Source organism: Flavivirga algicola (assembly GCF_012910715.1).
GTDB lineage: Bacteria > Bacteroidota > Bacteroidia > Flavobacteriales > Flavobacteriaceae > Flavivirga > Flavivirga algicola.
Window position 1 is genome coordinate 417,518 of sequence record NZ_JABBHF010000002.1, and the last position, 20,104, is coordinate 437,621.

The following is a 20,104-nucleotide window of genomic DNA, read 5'->3' on the forward strand; positions in this document are numbered from 1 at the left end:
ATTTAATGTTCGTATGCTTTCATCGGCTTTCCCCTTAAACGTTCAAAACCTTTATAACTTCTTTTGATTTGTTCTTTATTTGCTTGCTTAAATTCTTGTTCGGTGACATTGTATTCTAATTGTAAAGCCTTTATTTTTTTTTGAAGTTGCATTTCGATATCATCGTAAATAGTATCATTTATCAAATTGTTAATCTCGCTTGGATCTTTTTCTAAATCATATAATTCCCATTCATCAATATCGTCGTATACATGAATTAACTTATACCTTTTTGTACGTACTCCATACATCTTTTTTACCATGTGAAACGCAGGAAAATCATAATAATGATAATATATGGCGTCTCTAAAATGATCATCTTCAATAGCATTTTCTACTAATGGTTTTAAGGATTTCCCTTGCATATCTTTAGGAATAGCAACTCCTGCAAAGTCTAAAAAAGTTTCAGCAAAATCCAGGTTTTGTGTTAGGGCTGTCACTTCGGTCCTTGGTTTTATCAACCTCGGATACTTTATTAACATAGGCATTGCCAATGATTCTTCGTACATAAAACGCTTATCAAACCAGCCTTTTTCACCCAAATAAAAACCTTGATCTGTGGTATACACTACTATGGTATTTTCTTCCAGATTGTTTTCCTTTAAATAATCCAAAATCTTACCAACACCTTCATCAACTGCTGTTATGGTTGCTAAATAATCTTGTAAATAGCGTTGTAGTTTCCATAAACCCAAATCCTTTCCGGATAAATTTGCGTCGTGAAAGGCATCGTTTTTGGGTTGATACGCTTTATTCCATGCTGTAGTTTGCTCTGGTGTCATACGTTCAAAATCCGTTGTCCATGGATTATGCGCCAATTCTGAGTTTCCTTTTTTCTTGGTCATTTTTAAATCATGCCCCTCATACATATCTCGATAAACGGTTTGGTATTGTTCTTTTGAGGCTATAGACCCTTCGTGATTTGTAAAATAGGTCTCTGGCACTGGAAATTCAATATTATCATATTTGTTCAAATGCCGTAAAGCGGGCATCCAATTTCTATGGGGAGCTTTATGCTGTACCATGAGCATAAATGGTTGTTCTTCATCTTTTACTTTTTCTAGATATTTCAAAGCATCCTCAGTTACAATATCTGTGGCGTACCCCATAACCATTGTGGTGTCAACTTGATGGGTATCCTTATTTTCTTTAATAAAATTAGGATTGTAATAGTTTCCCTGGTCTTGTAAAATGTTCCAATAATCAAACCCCTGTGGCAGACCATGTAAATGCCATTTTCCAATCATAGCCGTTTTATAACCTGCTTTTTGCAATAATTTCGGATAAGTTTGTTGATTACCATCAAAACGGTCTCCATTCATTCTAAATCCGTTAACATGACTATGTTTTCCTGTTAGTATCACAGCTCGACTTGGTCCACAAATGGAATTGGTACAAAAGTTATTTTTAAAAATAGCCCCTTCGTCTGCAATTCTATCAATATTTGGTGTCGGTGCCAATTGGCTTATTGGGTGACCATAAGCACTAATGGCTTGCGTAGCATGATCATCGGCCATAATGAAAATAATGTTTGGCTTTTGAACAGTTTCCTCATGAAAAACTTCTTTCTTTTCCTTTTTACAAGATTGAAATACGACAGCTAAGAGTAAAACATATAAGATTTTATTAATCATCTTTGGTTATAATTTTTTTAGTTTGGATTGTTATTTCATCATAAATGGTCTTATTAAAAAAATCCAGTACGGTTTTCATCTCTTTAAATGGTATTTGGCACAGTTCATGTCCACCACCTATAACTTTATGGAAATAATAGGAGGTGTTCAAATCATCTAATTTATCAGCTATTTCTTCAGAACCATTCAAAATTAAATAGCCTAACTTATCGATAGCACAATAGTGATGCGATGCTTTACCTATAGGCACAAGCTTATCATCAGTGCCATGAAACAAAACAGTAGGCACCGCATTGTATTTCGAAATGTAATCGGTATTAAGTAATGCACCAGCAAGTGATATGACTCCAGAAAAGTTTACAGCGTTGTATTTTGAAATGTCGTCCACAAAAATGTCTTTCTGGTAAACAGCGCCTAAAACCCCTTCAGCGCCTGCACTACTACCTCCTGCAATAATTTTTGTAGGGTCTACTTGAAGTACATCCTTGTTATTGACCACATATTTTGCAGCATCTAAATAATCTATGGTTGCTTGCCTAAAAATATCTAGTTTAAAGGTTTTCGGGCAATCACATCCTGAATTTATTTTTAAGTTTTTAAGCAATAACCTATATGATATAGAAATACCTATGTAGCCTTGTTCGGTTAGGTATTTCATCATTTTAACCTCAGCAGGATTGTCACGTTTACCACCTGCGAATCCACCGCCATGCATCCACAAAACCACAGGTAATCTATCTGATTTTTTGATATTATTGGGTTTATAAACATCTATTTTCAATGAATCTGCTTCTTTAACAGCATAGGTATATGTTTCCTTGTTTTGGGAAAACACGCAAGCACACAGGCAAAAGGCAGCTATTAAAAACTTGTTTTTCATTAATTTAGTTTTTCTATTAAGACACCACTAATTACAGGTTTACCTTGAATTGGTTTTAATGAAATTGTTAACCCTTCATTATTTTTAATTTTGGTTTTGGCAGACTTTTCAATCCCATACTTCTCAGGGTATTTTTCTGCCATATTAAATTGGCTTTCTATACAAGTATCATTCAAATAAATATCGAAAATACGCTGTTCTTTTTTTACACCTATACTCTCTTCATTAGCATTCAAATTATAAATATTTTCTGTGGGCTTTATTTTGGGTTCCACAAAAAACAAAATCACTTTATACATACCATTCGGAATATCCAGTTTATATTCGGTACAGCCTTCCAACATCGTTTGAAATAAGGGTTCTAAATGGGTGTTTTTTATACTATAAGGCATGCCTTGATGCTTATCGCTACTTACATTAAAAATATTGCCATTTACATAACCAAAAGTCCCTTTTTCATAGGAACGGTCTGGAATAAAAGTCGTTTGGTGTTCTTTATCTATAAAATAAAAATGGGAGCCTAAGTTAATTCCTAAGAGAGCGTATGTTTCAAAATTAACAGCTCCCATTTTAGATACCTGGATTGTTTTTTCTTCTGAAATAGTTTCAGAAATAACCTTAATCGTATTTATTCCATTTTTAAACGGCATATCAATAGTAGCTACACCGTTTTTAAATCGTACATTTTGAAGTTTTTGGCCATTTAATAAGATATCTCCATTATTTTGATTGGAATAAACCTGAACAGGGTAAGTATCATCGTTAAATAATACGAGTCCTTTTAAATAATTAGCAGCTATATGAATAAAGGGTTCTTGTTTATTTAAGACCGATTTATACCAGAAATAAATATCTTTTGGTTCTCGGTTGTACCGAACCAAACCCTTTTGATTCACGTGCGGGATAGCATCTCCACGGAATTCAGAGCCAAAATCGGCAAAATTCCAGGCAGTCATCCCAGACATATAAGACCTTTGTGTGATTTGTTCGTAATAGGATTGGTGTAATTTTGATTGGTATTCTATAGAAAAATCGAACTTCTTAGGCGTTTTTGTAAAAATTCTAACATCAGCCCCAGGACCATATTCAGAAAGCAATAAAGACCGATTTGGATATCTTTTATGTTGTTCATCTAAAAAAATACCCAAATCTGAAATGTCTTTATCGTACCAACCAAAGTATAAATTCCATCCGAATAACATTGGTAAATCGGCTATGCCCGTTTCATTGTATAATTCGTTTAAATGCCCTGCCATAACGGTAATATGATTTGGCGCTAACTCACGTGTTAATTGCTCTAATTGTTTCGCTAAAGCAAAAGCTGCTTTTTTTTGATTTTCTTTTTCTATTTCTATAGATTTATTATCAAACGCCAATCGCAAATAGATCTCGTTCATGTAACCAAACATCACTACAGAAGGATGGTTATAATATTGTTTTATATGCTCTTTTTGCATATTTATACAGACATCAAAAAATGCTTTGGTGTCTGTTACTTTATTAACAATAGGTATTTCTGTCCAGATTAAAATTCCCAACTTATCACACATATCGTACAACTCTCGAGATTGCGGGTAATGGGCATTTCTAAGTACGTTAGCCCCCATTTCCTTTATGAGTTGAATATCTTTTTTTTGGAGCTCTAATGGTACTGCATTTCCATAGCCTTGATAATCCTGATGGCGGTTTACTCCAATCAATTTCAAAGACTTCCCGTTTAAGAAAAAACCTTTATCTGCATCAACATGTACCCAACGAAAAGCAATATTTTGTTTTCTTTCATCTAAAATATTTTCACTATCGTCTATAAGTTGAAGCTGTAACTTATATAAATATGGCGATTCGGGCGACCATAATTTGGGGTTGTAAATCTCTGAGAGCTTAATGTTTATGGCTTCGGAAACACCAGCACTTAAATTCAACTTGATCCGTTTAGAGAAAAGTGCATCATTATTAGCGTCTGAAAGGGATACTTTTATAATATTTGAAGTATTAATGCTTCCAAGATTATCAATTAAAACTTTGACCGAAACTCCTGCTTTTTCTTCTGAAACATGGTAATAATCTACATAAAACCCATCGGAAGCATGATCTGATAACGAGATATGCTGTTGGGGTTTTGAAATAAGTTGGACATCTCGATAGATTCCTCCATAAAAAGTAAAATCTGCATCCAAAGGCGGAACATTGGGATTATGGCTGTTATCGACTTTAACCTCAATTAAATTATAGGTATCATACTTTATCCACTTCGAAATATTGAAATTAAACGCAGTATACCCCCCTTTGTGATTCCCGACGTGATTGCCATTCACATAAACATCCGTTTCTTGATTGACGCCTTTAAAATGTAGGTAATGGATTAAATCTTCTGTTTTTTTAGAAAAGAAAACCTGTTTTCTATACCACCCAACACCTCTATGATAGCCTTTTACATCATCAAAGGCATCATCCTTATTCCATGTATGCGGAATATTTACAGTTTCCCAATCGGTTGAAGCTTTTTCTCCTAGAATAAATTGCCAACCAGAATTTATTGTAACTGTTTGGGCTTCTATTTTAAACAAAACAAGTCCCCAAAACAACATAAAAGCAGTCATTCCAACTTTAAAGATTCTATTTATTTTCAATGTAAATTGCTTCACTTATTATTCGGATTTCCAATACTTTAAACACTATTTAGTTTTACTAAATGCCATTAAGCTAAGGAAACTATTTTTATTTATCACATGAGGCACTTCAGCTATTTTCAATATAAACCAAAGTCGAAATGTGCTATAAAAACAAAGACTCAATGTCTTCTACTGCAATCAGGTTGACATTTATTTAATCCTTAACTCAATGGCTGGGTTAGCAATCCATTATTCCAATATAAAGGTTTGTTCAAAATTAAAATCCGAAGTCCCTTTTATACTAATTTCAAATTCTCCTTGTTCCACTGTAAATTCTTTGTTGTTATAAAACTTTAAATCCTCAGCGGTCAAGCTAAAACGTACTTCTTTACTTTCTCCTTTTTTTAGAAATATTTTTTCGAACCCCTTAAGTTCTTTTATGGGCCTTGTAATACTCCCTACTTTATCGTGTATATATAACTGTACCACTTCATAGCCGTCATAATCTCCCGTATTTTTAATTTTAACAGAGGCTGTTAAAGTATCTGTAAATCCTATTTTATTTGTGGATAATTCAATATCAGAATATTCGAAAGTCGTGTAACTCAACCCATGACCAAAGGGATACAATGGTGTATTGGGTATATCGATATAATTGGATTTATAGTCTTCTTTAGGATTCTCTGGCGGAATTGGCCTTCCAGTATTTTTCATATTATAATAAATAGGAACTTGCCCTAGAGTTCTTGGAAAAGTTACTGGCAATTTCCCTGATGGATTGTATGTGCCAAACAATACATCTGCAACACCATATCCACCGCTGCTTCCTGGAAACCAAGTTTCTAAAATGGCATCTGCCAAGGTGTCTTCTTCCGATAAATCCAATGGACGTCCATTCATTAAAACTACAATGATTTTTTTATTAGGGACTGCTTTTCGAATCGCTCTTATTAAATCGGTTTGGCGTCCAGGTAACCCGATATTGGTTCTACTGGCTGCTTCACCACTCATATCGTAATCTTCACCTAGCACCATCACCACTTTATCAGCTCTTTTTGCTACCCTAATAGCTTTTTTAAAGGCACTTTCATCGTCGCCTTCAATGTCGCAACCCTTAGCATACTTAATTTTAGAATCGTCCAGATATTCCTGAATACCTTGATATACGCTAATTGCTTTTCCTTTTCTATCGCCTGCTGCTGCCCAATTTCCTATAATATTTTCTTTATCTTTTACTAACGGCCCTATAAGTGCTATGGTTTGATTTTTATCTAAAGGCAATGCTTTATCATCATTTTTTAATAGCACCGAGGACATTGCGGCAGATTGACGCGCAGCTTCTAAAAACTCAGGTTTATAAATCACTTCTTTTTCACGTTGTTCATCACAATATCTATATGGGTCATCAAACAATCCCAGTTTGTATTTTGCCAAAAGAATACGCCGGCAGGCATCATTTATCAACGCTATATTAACCTGTCCCTCATTTACCAGTTCTTCTAAGTATAAACGGTTGGCACTGCTCATCATATCCATGTCAATTCCAGCATCAATAGCTAGTTTCGTAGCATGTTTTTCATCTTTTGCAAATCCGTGCTCTACCAATTCATTAATGGCTGTATAGTCGGTAACAACAAACCCATTAAATCCCCATTCGTTTCTTAAAATATCTCTAAAAATAAATTTATTTCCTGTAGCTGGAACACCGTTCAACTCATTAAAAGCTGTCATAAATGTTTCTACACCAGCATTTACCGTAGCCTTAAAAGGTGGCAGATATACATTGCGCAATTCATCATCTCCCATATTTACCGTATGGTAATCGCGGCCAGCCTGTGCAGCACCATAGCCCACAAAGTGTTTAGCACATGCCAAAATAGTATTGTGTTTTGATAAATCGTCTCCCTGAAACCCTTTTACATAAGCTTTTGCTATTTCACTTCCTAAATAGACATCTTCTCCAGCGCCTTCCGATATACGCCCCCAACGCGGATCCCTCCCAATATCAACCATAGGAGCAAATGTCCAATGGATACCTTCAGCTGAAGCTTCTTCGGCTGCAATACGGGATCCTTTTTCTATATCTTCTAAGTCCCAACTTGCTGCCAAACCTAAATTGATAGGAAATATGGTTCTGAATCCATGAATAACATCGTAGCCAAAGAGTAATGGAATGCCTAAACGGGTTTCTTCAACCGCCATTTTTTGCAAATCTCTCGTGCCCTTAACACTATACACATTTAGCATGGCTCCAATATTCCCTTCTTTTATAAATTTTTTATTGTTTGAACTCACAGTGGGGCCCGTAACACTCCAACCGCCACTGTACATAATAGTTTGACCAATTTTTTCCTGCAAAGTCATGATGTCCATCAATGAATCGACTTTAGCATCAAAAGGTGTTTCTGTTGAAGCAGTATTTGCTCCCTTTTTTGTTCCTGTATGACAACTAAAAACAGTAAGTATGAGTAAAAAAACACAAGCTTTCGTTCGTTTTATATTCATATTTTAATTTTTTTTAAAGCATTATTTAAGGGGCTTAGAATCTGTATAAATTTTTAATAATTGAAACCTAGTTTATCCAATCCTTTTTTAACGTCTTCATTCTGCATAAATAAATTCCAAAGTAACCCTGTTCTATGGTTTTCAATCATGATAACTTGGGGACCTTGATCTATGGCCAAATAGGTCTCGGTAACCCAAAAATCGTAGTGCGGACTAAAAGCATCGTAAAACCCTGCTGGCCCTAACATTTTATCTTTGTTCTGGTATAAATAATGCATCACTTTTAAAGATTCGACAGGGGTATATGGTATAGAACTTATGGCTGCTGTTGGTGACACAACGCCTTTATCGTTAGATGGACTGTGAGCAGAATAGCCTCTAGTTCCATCAGTATTTCTGGAATAGCTGGCTGTTAAGCCCCAACAATTTTCCCCGTAATCGGTATAATTTTTTGGATTGGCAATACAATATTGACGATTAATTTGGGTATGGTTAACTACCAGATCCCAATAATTACCATATGTGTCGGTTAAATTTTCAGGCTTTAGACCCAGAAATGAATAATGACTAAAAAACAAAGGGCCTCCAAAATTTGAAACGCCAGCATGTTTTAATATAAGTGGAAAGCCATATTGCGAACTGGAAGATACTATGGATCCGCTATTAGCCCATCCTTTTTCGTAAGCTGATTTATCAATGGAATAATCTGGAGAAGCTGCTGCCAAAATATATGTTATTAAAACTTCATTATAGCCCGTTAGTTTTAAATTAATATCGAAACCATGATTTGGACTCCAATGCCAATATAATACATCTTGATTTTGGGTGTACCAATTCCACTCCACTCCTTTCCAGAGTTCATCTGCTTTTTGTGCTAAAGTTTTTTCAATATCTGATCCGTTCTTAAAATATTCCTTTATACAAATGAGCCCTTGTGCTAAAAATGCTGTTTCTACTAAATCGCCACCATCGTCTTTTGCACTAAAAGGGATTGTACTTCCAGAGTTTCCATCTGTCCAATGGGACCATGCACCGTGAAACCGATCTGCATTTTCTAAAAATGCCAGTATTTTGTTAAGCCTTGAAACGGCTTGTTCTCTGGTAATAAATTGGCGTTCTATACCAACCAAAATACTCATCAATCCAAAACCAGTACCACCAGTAGTTACTACATTTTGATTTAGGGTTGGTTCATTAGGGTGATAACGCTCTTTTGCTGCACCAGAATTGGTATGTGCAAAATCCCAAAAGTATTTAAAGGTTTCTTTTTGAGTTAAATCCATCATTTCTTCATCAGTCAAAGGATCAACTGTAACAGGATCATCACCATTAGCGTCGGGATTATAAGGTTCTTGATATCCAGGCCCATCATCATTTCCACACGAGAAACATAAAACCCATAATATTATTAACCCATATCGAATCATATTTCTATTCACTTTTCTGATACGAAAACCCTAATTTATTGAGACCTTTTTGTACGTCGCTGTTTTTCATGAATAAATCCCATAGCATACCTGAACGATAATTTTCAATCATTACAGGAATGGGACCTTGATCGATAGCCAAATATCTTGGGTTATACCAATCATGCTCAAAACTGAATGCGTCGTAAGGTCCATATTTTCCTATTAGACTATCATGGTCCTTGTATAGTTTATGTAACATCTGCATACTTTCTTTTGGGGTATATGGAAACGAAGCCAATGCTGCTGTTGGTGCAATAACACCTAAGTCTTTGTCTGGTCTGTGTCCTTTATATCCTTTTACGGAATAGCTTGATGTTAATCCCCAGATACTATCTCCATAACCTTTGTAGTTTTTTGGATTAGCCACGGCATGTTTATAATGAATTTTAGCTTGGTTTTGAACCAGTTTCCAATAGTCTGCATAAGTGTCGGATAGACCTTTTGGTTTTAACCCTGTATAAGAATAGTGCGCCCAGAACATGGGTCCCACTGGTGATTCATCATGCTCGTAATAATCAAGTACCAAGTCTTCATCATAATACTTTTCATTGGAAACGATGTCTCCGTTTCTAGCCCAACCTTTATGATATACTGCTTCATTTATTGAATGTGTAGGCGATGAAGCAGCCAAAATATACATGATTAAACATTCATTGTAACCGCCAACAGGGAAGTTCATTTCCCAATTGTATTGGGGTGACCAATGCCAATACAAAACATCTTCACCCTTAGTGTACCAATCCCATTCCACCTCGTGCCAAAGTTTCTCAATTTTTGTAGTTAATTTTTGTTCTTCTTTGTTACCATTTTTAAAATACTCGGCAACGGTCAACATCCCTTGAATTAAAAATGCGGTTTCAACCAAATCGCCTCCATTATCTTTTTTACTGAAAGGCATCGTTTTACCTGTTTGTCCATCCAGCCAATGTGGCCATGCACCATGGAATCTATCGGCCTTCTCTAGAAAATCTATCATTTTGACAAAATGGTTAAATGCCTGTTCTCTAGTAATAAAACCTCGTTTTACGCCTACCAAGATAGCCATCATCCCAAAACCTGTCCCGCCTGTAGTTACTGTATGCTTAGGAGATGTTGGATAGATATTATCCATATGTAAACGCTCTGGTGCCAGTCCTGAATTTGGTTCTGCACCATCCCAAAAATAATTAAAGGTTTGCTTTTGAATGGTGTCCAATAAAGCGCCATCATCTAGAACATAACGTGTATTATTAGATGTTAAATTAGAATTATTGACTTTTTCATTGTTTTTACAATTGAAAAGGAAAAACAATATCACTGACAAAAAAAGTAGTCTTATCTTCATAAAAAATAGGTACAAATGAATAAATAAATTCTAGCTGCATTTATTCCCTAGCATATTCTTTTTATATATGCAGCTAGAATTTTCAATTATAAACAACAAACTAAACTAAAAATAATAATCTCTATTAATTACCCATAATGTCCTGAATTTCGGACTGGGTAAGTGCTTTATTGTATAGATGTAATTCATCTAAGAAGCTAGAATCCGATTTATGATTCCAACCTGTAAAACGAGGTGCCCCAGACATTATCGATAAAATATCACATCCTGTCCAGTCTACACCTGTTATATCACTTTCTTTAGCGACTTCTCCATTAATATATACAATGGCTTTGCTACCTGAAATTGTAAATGCCAAGTGTACCCATTCATTAGCAGTAGGGTCTACATCTGCAGCAGTACCGCCATCTACCCAGACATTTGCCGCACCAGTTCCAACATTTAATTTGAAACGTTGCATGCCACCAGCATCTTCTCTAAAAAATCGGAATCCTGCATTTCTATTATTTTGAACATCAGGATAATTTGCATTTCCAGTATCCTCTGGACCAATTACCAATACACCTGCTCTATCGGGTGTTGCATTCACTTTATGCCACATGGCTGCACTAAATTCACCTGACAATAATCCTGTGGTTGGGAAGGTTAAATAAGCATCATCAACACCCGCATAGGCATCGGCTCCCAGCTTACTCTCTCCAGCAAAACCAGGACTACCAACTGTTGTTGCTGTAGCACCAGTTACCCAATTTTTATATGTGCCATCAAAGGCCATGTACATGGTTTCTCCATCTGCGGGTGTATAAGGATTTGTGACTCCTAGTATATTCTGAATTTCTCCTTGAGACAGAGCTACATTAAAGAAACGTAGTTCGTCCATATAACTGTTATCCGATTTATGGTTCCAACCCGTAAAACGAGGTGCGCCAGACATTATGGACAAAATGTCGGTACCAGTCCAATCTACAGGGCTTTCCAAAGCACTTTCTTTTGCCAATTGACCATTTATATAAACACGAGCTTCAGTAGTTGAAATAGTAAATGCGATACTAACCCACTCATCTTTATTAGGATCTATGTCGGAAGCATCTCCCCCATCAACCCAAACGTTTTTATCTCCAATTCCAACATTTAGCTTAATACGTTGGTCGCCTCCCGCATTTTCTCTGAACAATCTAAACCCACTGTTTCTGTTATTTTGTTTAACAGGATAATCGGCATTGGTTGGGTCTTCTGGACCAATAACCAAAATACCTGCCCTATCTGGAGAAGCATTTACTTTGTACCAGAAAATAGCAGAAATCTCATTTCCTAGCTGCATCGTACTAGTTGGTAGTGTTAAATATGAATCTTCTGTACCTGCATAGGCATTGTTACTAGCCAAACCTTCTCCCGCAAAACCTGGATTCCCAACCTCTGTTGCCCTGGTAACACTAATAAATTCTGTGTAATCTGTTTCAAAATCCATATAAATGGTTTCATTCGCAAAAAGTGGAATATATGGCGGTTCTTTTTCAAAATTTGCGGTTGCAGTCGTGTTGTTTCCACTAATATCTGTAGCAACAATTTTAAGCTCATGTTGTCCGGTAGTGACATTATCAAAAGGCACTTCGGCCAATACCCGTCTGTAATCTTTAAAATCACCACTCATCGAGGCTATTTCACTGTTATTAATTAACACAGAGATTGTTTCTACCTCAATATCGTCAGTAACTTCAAACTCAATGTTTATAGCCACAACAGGGTCATTTACTTTAATTTTTGTCCCATCTACAGGATACTTTAAAGTCACTTGAGGTGCACCAGCATCGGCTCCTGGGTCTACCTTGGTTATTGGATCTATACCATTATCACAGGAAAGCACAAGTAATAATGCTACAATTCCGAAAAATTTATTTATAAATATTTTCATCTTGTTAATTTTTTAATTAGTTATTTCACCCAAAATCGGAAACTCGTCTATTTGATCCTGATGGTATGTCACAAAAGCCTTATCAGCAGTAAAAGTTCTACCTTCATAACTTAATTCACCATATCTTTCCAGTCTTACCATATCAAAAAATCGCTTGCCCCACTCCATAGCAAGTTCAGCATATTTCTCATCGACAACTTGATCTAGAGTCACGCCACTTAAAGGTGTAAGCCCTGCTCTTGTTCTAACCATATTAACTGCTTGGTCTGCTGTCATTGCCAAATTTGAAGCTCCTTGAATTAAAGCTTCTGCATACATTAGAAGTACTTCTGCATAACGATAAACGATATAGTGCTTATTACTACCATAGGCTGTTCTACCAGATATCAATTGATTAGAAGGTAAATAGTGCTTTCCACTTGAGAAAATATTTCTTTCACTGTTATTCAATTGATCGCCATCTCTAGTTGTTGAGGAAACAAAGGACGGCAATGTAGCTACTGTGTAAGTTGTACTCGAAATAATACTATCTATACCTTTATCTGTAAATAACACTGAAGTTTCCAGGCGTATATCATCGCCCCTATCGAGCATGAACTTTACATATTTCATACTAGGTTCAAAGAAGCCCCATCCGCCTCCAGCACCAGCAACTGCAGGCGTCCAGCCTTGAGGTCCATAAGGCGCATATAAATGACTTTTACGATCACCCTCTCCCGATCCAAAGTCAGAAAATTGCATTTCAAAAAGATTTTCGTCACTCAATTTACCAGGCGTCTTGAAAAGCTCGTAATAGTCTCCAAAAAGATTAAACTTTCCTGAGCTTATAATTTCTCCTGTGGCATCAGCTACTACTTGATAATTTTTCAATTCTTGATTTGCTGACGCCTTAATCATTAACGCAGTGTATTTAGTAACTCCACCTGGCAAATCCGTTCGTTCGTTTGGTCGCATGTCCAATAAAAATGGTATGGCTTCATCCATTTGATCTGAAATATGCTGCATTACCTCATCTTTATTAGGCACTGACGTTACATTAGCAAAATCATTAAGGTTTGAAGATTCTGGAATAAAAACCGCGCCATAAACCTGAGAAAGCTGTAAAAGCAAAATAGCCCTAAGCACTTTAGCTTCAGCTACATATTGTTCTCCCAAAGCAACACCGTTGGCATCGGCTAAATCCATATATCTCTGAATCTGCTCCATCGCAGTATGAGCCGTTATTATAGTTCCATAATACCCTTCCCATAAGGTTCTAGACCCAAAAAATGAATTATCGTATACATAGCGATCTTGATTTTTTAAGCCTTGTTGGTCTCCAGCAGCATTTACATCATCACCTCTTGTTGAGACTACTAACGGTCTTTCCCAGTTTCTATAGGATACTTCTCCATACAAACCTATAAGAGAAAAAACCATGTCTTCCGTTTTTGAAAAATCAGTACCTCCAGCAAAATTGTTATTCAATTCTGGTTGATTTAATTCACTAGAACAGCTAGTAAGTAAAACCCCCAACAATACCAATAGTATTTGTAATTTGTTTGTTTTTATAAATATCATAGCTATTATTTTTTAAAGTTTAATGTTAACCCCCAAGGTATACACGCCTGGTATAGGGTATGTTTGTTGATCTCTACCGTTTGCCACTTCTGGATTAAATCCATTATAATCAAATAAAGAAAGTGGTCTTTCTGCGGTTACGTAGAATCTGATATCTGGATTGAATTTTCCTTTTAATTTTGGTAGTGTATACCCTAAAGTAACATTTTGCAGACGAATAAAATCGCCGTCTTCCACAAAGAAACTATTTAGAAACTGATTACTCCAAGGGTTTCTTATACCTCGAGCCGACGGATATGTATTTGAAGTTCCAGGACCATGCCATCTGTTGATTGCAAAATCTCTATCGATATTAGGGTCTGGTGTTTGTCTAATTTGAAAACGCTTAATATTGGCTATTACATTGCCGCCTTGTCCTATGACATTTAGAGAAAAGTCCCAAGCTTTATAATTGAAACCAAAATTAAAACCGAAGGAATAGGATGGTAGATAAGAACCTAAATCTACTCTATCTTGCGCATCTATTTCTGAATCTCCATTGTGGTCTACAAACCTGAAATCACCTGGCTCTACAGTTAAGCCATTTCCGCGCGCTGCAACGGCTGCTGGATCTGCTAAAATTTCTTCTTCTGTTTGATATACCCCTGCAACCTCAAGACCGAAAAAAGCGTCTATAGAACCTCCAACTACAGATCTTTGGGCCACATCTCCACCAGTAGTTAAATTCTCCTGTCCTGCTAAGTCTAATATTTCATTTTTTAAGGTAGAAAAGTTTCCACCTATGGTATAACTAAAATCATCTGAAACACGCTTCGTCCAATTTAATACCAGTTCAAAACCTGAATTTTTAATTCTTCCTATATTTTGTCTGGTTTCCCCTGGCACTAAAAGCCTGGAAACTGGTATGATGGCATCTTTAGTCTCTCTGCTATAATAATCGGATTCTATAGATAATTGGTTATCAAATAACCTTGCCGTAATACCAAAATTTGTTTCTTCGGTCACCTCCCATTTTAAAGCCTCAAAGTCACTACTTGTTACCAAACCTGGGAAGCGTACGTCTCCAAAAGCTACATCAGTTTCTTCCGATGTTATGCCTCCTGAACTGGAATTTACATTTGCATTTCCTAACTCTCCCCAACTGGCTCTTAACTTTAAGAAATCAAAAATACCATTGTCTTTCATAAAAGACTCTTCTGAAATCACCCAGCCAGCTCCAACAGTAGGAAAGTACCCCCATTTTTCTTGATATTTGCTAGTTCCATCGGCACGGAATGTACCATATAATAGATATTTATTATCATAATTATAAGCGACTCTTCCAAAGTATGAAAAGAAATATTGTCTAACGCCGTTATCACCAACGCCATCAATATCTATAGTTTTTGATAAATCTAAAAAATACGACTCATCGCCTATCCCCGGACCATTTGGAAAATTCAGCCCTTTTGCTTCTAATTGTTCAAAAGATCTATCTCTAAAAGATGTACCTGCCAAAACAGTCAAGTTATGCTTGCCAAAATCATTATTATAGGTTAATGTATTGTCCCAAGTTTGTTCAGAAAACGTCTCGTTTCTTTTAATTAATTCTGCATTTTCTCTAAAAGCATTTCCATTACCAAAGAAGAAAGGCAACCTCACTTCTCTTGTTTCAAGAGTTTCAAAATTATGATAGTAAGCCGTTTTAAAATTTAATTTATCAGGAATGACTTCATATTGTAAATCAAAAGTCATTAATGTATTTCTTATTTTATTTCTGTTCTCAGTATTTTCCATTAGAGGGAATGGGTTCTGTGTACCTCTATAACCTAAATCTTGTGCATTTGCATAAGGTTTTGGAAAAGCATCTGTTTTAGATGGGTCTAAAACCGGCATGGTAGGTACTGCGAAATAAGCTAATGCAAAGGCGCCTTCTTCTGGACGATACCTGGTAGCATTACTTAAAAGCGCCGAAACACCAACTTTTAATCGATCGCTTATATCAGCACTCAATTTGGTTCTAATATTAAAGCGCTCATAATCATTTTTCATTCTAAGGATACCTTCTTGTTCAAATTGACTTAGTCCAACTGAATAGTTAATACCTTCGGTTCCCCCAGTAACACCCAAACTGTGATTTTGTATAAGCGCCTGACGCAAAATTAAATCATACCAATCTGTATTAACATCAGGAACATTGGGATTGATTCTACTTCTCCCATAACGTTGCATAGCATTTTCTATGAATTGAGCTTCTGCGACAGAACCAGATTCTCTAGCTAAAGTAGAAAACTGTTCTGAGTTTGAGAGTTTCACTATATTATGAGCAATTTGAACCCCTTGATAGCCATTATAAGTAATTTGAGGTTTTTGATTAGCCTTTCCTGAATGTGTTTCAATAAGTATCACACCGTTTGCGGCTCTAACACCATAAATAGCTGATGCTGAGGCATCCTTTAATACTGAAATCGTTTTAATGTCTTCATTATTTAAAAAATCGATATCATCGAAAAAAGCGCCATCAACAACATAAAGCGGGTTAGAAGCCCCATTGCCTGTATAAGAACCCAGGCCACGTACCCTAACCGTTGGAGATGTACCTGGTGCCCCTCTACTTACTACTTGTAAACCTGCTACTTTTCCTTGAAGGGATTGCATAGCAGCCCCAGCAGGTGTTCTTGTAATATCCTCAGATTTAATAGTTGTAATAGCACCTGTTAAATCTGCTTTCTTTTGTGTACCATAACCAATAACCACAACTTCTTCTAACGTTGCTATATCAGATTCTAAAGTTACGTTTACTTGAGTTTGATTTTGAATTAAGATGGATGTCGTTTTAAAACCAAGCGAACTAAATTCTAATGTCTCACCTTGGTTTACTTCAATAGAATAACGCCCGTCAAAATCTGTACTTACACCTCTAATTGTTCCTTTTACAATAACACTTGCTCCAGGTATTGGCATATTATCTTCAGAACTAATCACTGTTCCTCCAATCGTTTTTTCCTGTGTAAAAGCATGGATCGTAAACAAAAGAATTAGCAATAAAGTAAATCTTGTTTTCATATAGTTATATTTAAATTGTTAGTTTGTACTAAATTATAAACTATCAAGAGCCTCTACAAAAAATGGCTTACACATAAATTACGTCATGCAGCAAAAAATCCATAAAATAGCTGTTTGACGTACTATTTGAAGGTTATAAACAAACAAAAACATTAAGATAAAAGCGATTATGACGTAGTTTTGACGTAGTAATTGAAATGGGTTTAGATAATTTTAAAAGGGCTTTATTTGAAATTCCTTAAATAATCACCCAGAGATTTATCATTTTCTAAATTTAGTTTGCGTTTTAATCTATATCGATGGGTTTCTAGACCTCTTATTGACACATTCATGAGTGGTGCAATTTCTTTAGTCAACAAATTCATTTTGATGTAGGCACAGATCTTTAAATCTTTATGGGTTAATTGCGGGTGTTTATTTTTTAATTGGTTGAAAAATTCTTCATGTACCTGATTGAAATTATATTCAAATATTTCCCATTCGTCTTCATGACCTATGGAGTTGTCTATTTTACGTAAGAGATGTTTGTACGCCAATGAATTTGTAAACCCTGTTTTTTGTTTTTCCAACTCCTCTTTTATTTCCAGCATAGATTCATTTTTCTTTACTAAAGCCATAGCTGTATTAGCAAGTTGCTTACTCTTAAGCTTCACTTCATTCTTTAAGGACTGATTTCTTAACTGAACAATTTTCTTTTCATTTTCAATGGCTTTTTCTTTAAGAAGATCTTCTTGTTCCTTCGCAAATTTTTCTTCTAAAAGTCTTTGTTCTTTAGCTATTTTCTTCTTATGTAGTTTATAAAATAACAGAATAATCAAAATAGCCGTAACTCCATACAAAGCAATGCCTATACTATTCTTATACCAGGGTGGTAAAACGGTAAAATTTATTACTTTAATATCTGAAGTATCCCCTAAGCTATTAGCTGTTCTAAAATGTAACGTATAATCTCCATTACTTAAATTTGATAATCTTATTTTACCATTTTCAGTTTTTATCCATTCTAGAGAACCGTTTATTGTTAGAGCATACTCAAAAAAATGATTCGAGGATTTAGCTGAAGATATTGCTATATTAACATCCTCTTTAAATGGGAAATCAAAAGTGGCTTTTTGGTCTATGTCTATATAATCATCTCCTACTTTTATATTTTCCAGCATGGGTTTATACAAAGTGTTTGTATGAGAATAATTCTTTTTGTTTACATTCATAAACCCACCATAAAGATTAAGGGAGTATAGCGAGTCATTTATTTTTGAAATTTTTTCTGAACCTACAATGAGTCTATCTTTAAAATAACTACTTGGAATGTGTAAATCATCTTCTCCTTCTATTAAGGACTGTATATAAATCTTATCCTTGTTATTTTTAATCGCCAGTTCGCTATTATTTTCTTCTGAAAGCAAATAAGCTTCATCTCCAAAGTTTTCATTTAATAAATTGAAAGGTACGATGCTATCTATTAAGGATTCATATTTTAACCACCCCTCATTGGTTTTAAAGCATATATCACTTTTAATTTTGTAAACCCTAACGTTAAACTCAGAATTAAGCCCTTTCTTTTCATAGGGTACAATACTTATAATTTTATCATGATTTTCATTAAATTCCACTCTAAACAACCCTTTATAAGCGTGGGCTAACCATGCTGTATATTGATCCTCGAAAGCCAAATATTTTATAGGAATGGTAGGTTCTCCTAAATGTTTTACGTGCCATGCTCCTTCATGTTTTTCATATTTGACCAACCCCGTATAAGTCCCTTGTATGTAAGTGTTATTTTCTTCTGGCACCTTTTTTATTGTCCACCCCCCTGTGCTATTAGATATTTTTTTCTTTAGTTTTTTATTTTTCACTAAATAGGTTCCGTTATTGTGTCCACAAAATAAATCACCTTTTATTTTATTCAATGACCAGACCTGGCCTTGAGATTCTTCTATAAATTGTAATTTATTTTCTTTATCAATGTAAAACAGTCCTGTGTTAGTACCTATATATGTAATGCCTTCATAATTGATGATATCGTAAACAGCGCCTAACTTCCCTGAGTTGTCATTAAAAAAAGAATAAGGGCTGCTTAAATCGACGGAAGCCAAACCATTATCCAAACCAACATATAATTTCGATCGCTCATCTACTGTTTGACATAAAACAGTATTGTTTAACAGACCATTTTCTTTATTAATATGGTACAATACTTTTCCTTGGTTATTAGAAACATAAACCCCATTTTTAATAGTTCCAAAAATCATATCACCATTTTTTAATTTGGAAAAACTATTGAGTTGATGCTTTTTTATAATATCGTTTATTTCGGAATACCATGAAGTTAATTGGGTTTCCGAATAAGTAAAGCACCCTTTCAAAGCTGTAGAAATTAATAGTTTGCCTTTGTAATTTGAAATGCTTATAACTTTAGAATCTTTAAGCAATGAACCATTTATATAGGGGTATAAGTGATCTTCACGCAAAATAAAAATACCATGTTTTAAAGTGGACACATAAATAATATCATCAACAATATCAATAGATATGATAGTCGATTCTGGCTTTATGGTTATAATTTTCCCGTCTTGGTATATATAAAGGTTTAAAAAAGACCTAAATATTATGGCGTCTTTATGAGATAATATCTGCCAAAATTCCTCGTTTAATTGAGGTTGTTTTTCAATTAAATCATTTAATGATGTATATCCCAGTTTACCTTTATTATTTCTTCTCCAATAACCAAATTCTTCATAAGAACCTGTGTATATAAGGTCTTTGTGGGCTAAAACAGATCTTATAATTGTTTTATTTGGCAATTCATTAAAATTCCAATTGATGCCGTCAAATTCCAGTAACCCATTATTGTTAGCTACATAGAGTTTTCCATCTTCTGATATGGATACGCCCCAATTTTGATTACCAGCATTGAATTCAGATAAAGAGTAGTTTTTGAAGTATGGGGTATACTGGGCATATAATTCATTTCGGCATAAAAATATACCAATTAAAATAAAAAAATATTTAAATTTCATTACCATGCAGTCAACATTCAATTCGTAACCAGACAGTTACTAAGCTGGAAGTTTCTAAATTAATTTAACTTTTTAAGGCTAAAACTAAGCGTGTTTATTACAAA

At 35.1% G+C, this 20,104-nt stretch carries 10 protein-coding genes; all 10 read right to left on the minus strand.

The genetic code is table 11. The features are described 5' to 3' along the window. Positions 1-2: 2 nt before the first annotated feature. Complete coding sequence (locus HHX25_RS04705) at positions 3-1,673, minus strand: sulfatase family protein (protein WP_169670671.1); 1,671 nt, start codon at positions 1,671-1,673, stop codon at positions 3-5. Beyond that, complete coding sequence (locus HHX25_RS04710; protein ID WP_169670673.1) at positions 1,666-2,553, minus strand: alpha/beta hydrolase; 888 nt, start codon at positions 2,551-2,553, stop codon at positions 1,666-1,668. Before HHX25_RS04710 ends, HHX25_RS04705 begins: the two co-directional genes overlap by 8 nt. Beyond that, a complete protein-coding gene (locus tag HHX25_RS04715; RefSeq protein ID WP_169670675.1) occupies positions 2,553-5,183 on the minus strand; it encodes a glycoside hydrolase family 2 TIM barrel-domain containing protein in 2,631 nt (876 codons plus the stop codon). Before HHX25_RS04715 ends, HHX25_RS04710 begins: the two co-directional genes overlap by 1 nt. A 231-nt stretch (positions 5,184-5,414) precedes the next feature. Next, the gene (bglX, locus tag HHX25_RS04720; protein WP_169670677.1) at positions 5,415-7,670 is read right to left on the minus strand and encodes a beta-glucosidase BglX; all 2,256 of its coding nucleotides are present in this window, start codon (positions 7,668-7,670) and stop codon (positions 5,415-5,417) included. 53 nt (positions 7,671-7,723) lie between these two features. Next, complete coding sequence (locus HHX25_RS04725; protein WP_169670931.1) at positions 7,724-9,097, minus strand: glucoamylase family protein; 1,374 nt, start codon at positions 9,095-9,097, stop codon at positions 7,724-7,726. Between the two features lie 4 nt (positions 9,098-9,101). Further along, positions 9,102-10,463 (minus strand): glucoamylase family protein, encoded by a 1,362-nt coding sequence (locus HHX25_RS04730; RefSeq protein WP_169670679.1) that lies wholly within the window; start codon positions 10,461-10,463, stop codon positions 9,102-9,104. Positions 10,464-10,587: 124 nt separating this feature from the next. Then, complete coding sequence (locus tag HHX25_RS04735) at positions 10,588-12,375, minus strand: LamG domain-containing protein (RefSeq protein ID WP_169670681.1); 1,788 nt, start codon at positions 12,373-12,375, stop codon at positions 10,588-10,590. 12 nt (positions 12,376-12,387) lie between these two features. Next, a complete protein-coding gene (locus HHX25_RS04740; RefSeq protein ID WP_169670683.1) occupies positions 12,388-13,935 on the minus strand; it encodes a RagB/SusD family nutrient uptake outer membrane protein in 1,548 nt (515 codons plus the stop codon). Positions 13,936-13,947: 12 nt separating this feature from the next. Next, on the minus strand, positions 13,948-16,980 hold the full coding sequence (locus tag HHX25_RS04745) for a SusC/RagA family TonB-linked outer membrane protein (protein WP_169670685.1): 3,033 nt from the start codon (positions 16,978-16,980) through the stop codon (positions 13,948-13,950). A gap of 224 nt (positions 16,981-17,204) precedes the next feature. Next, on the minus strand, positions 17,205-20,000 hold the full coding sequence (locus HHX25_RS04750) for a helix-turn-helix and ligand-binding sensor domain-containing protein (protein ID WP_169670687.1): 2,796 nt from the start codon (positions 19,998-20,000) through the stop codon (positions 17,205-17,207). Between the last annotated feature and the right edge of the window lie 104 nt (positions 20,001-20,104).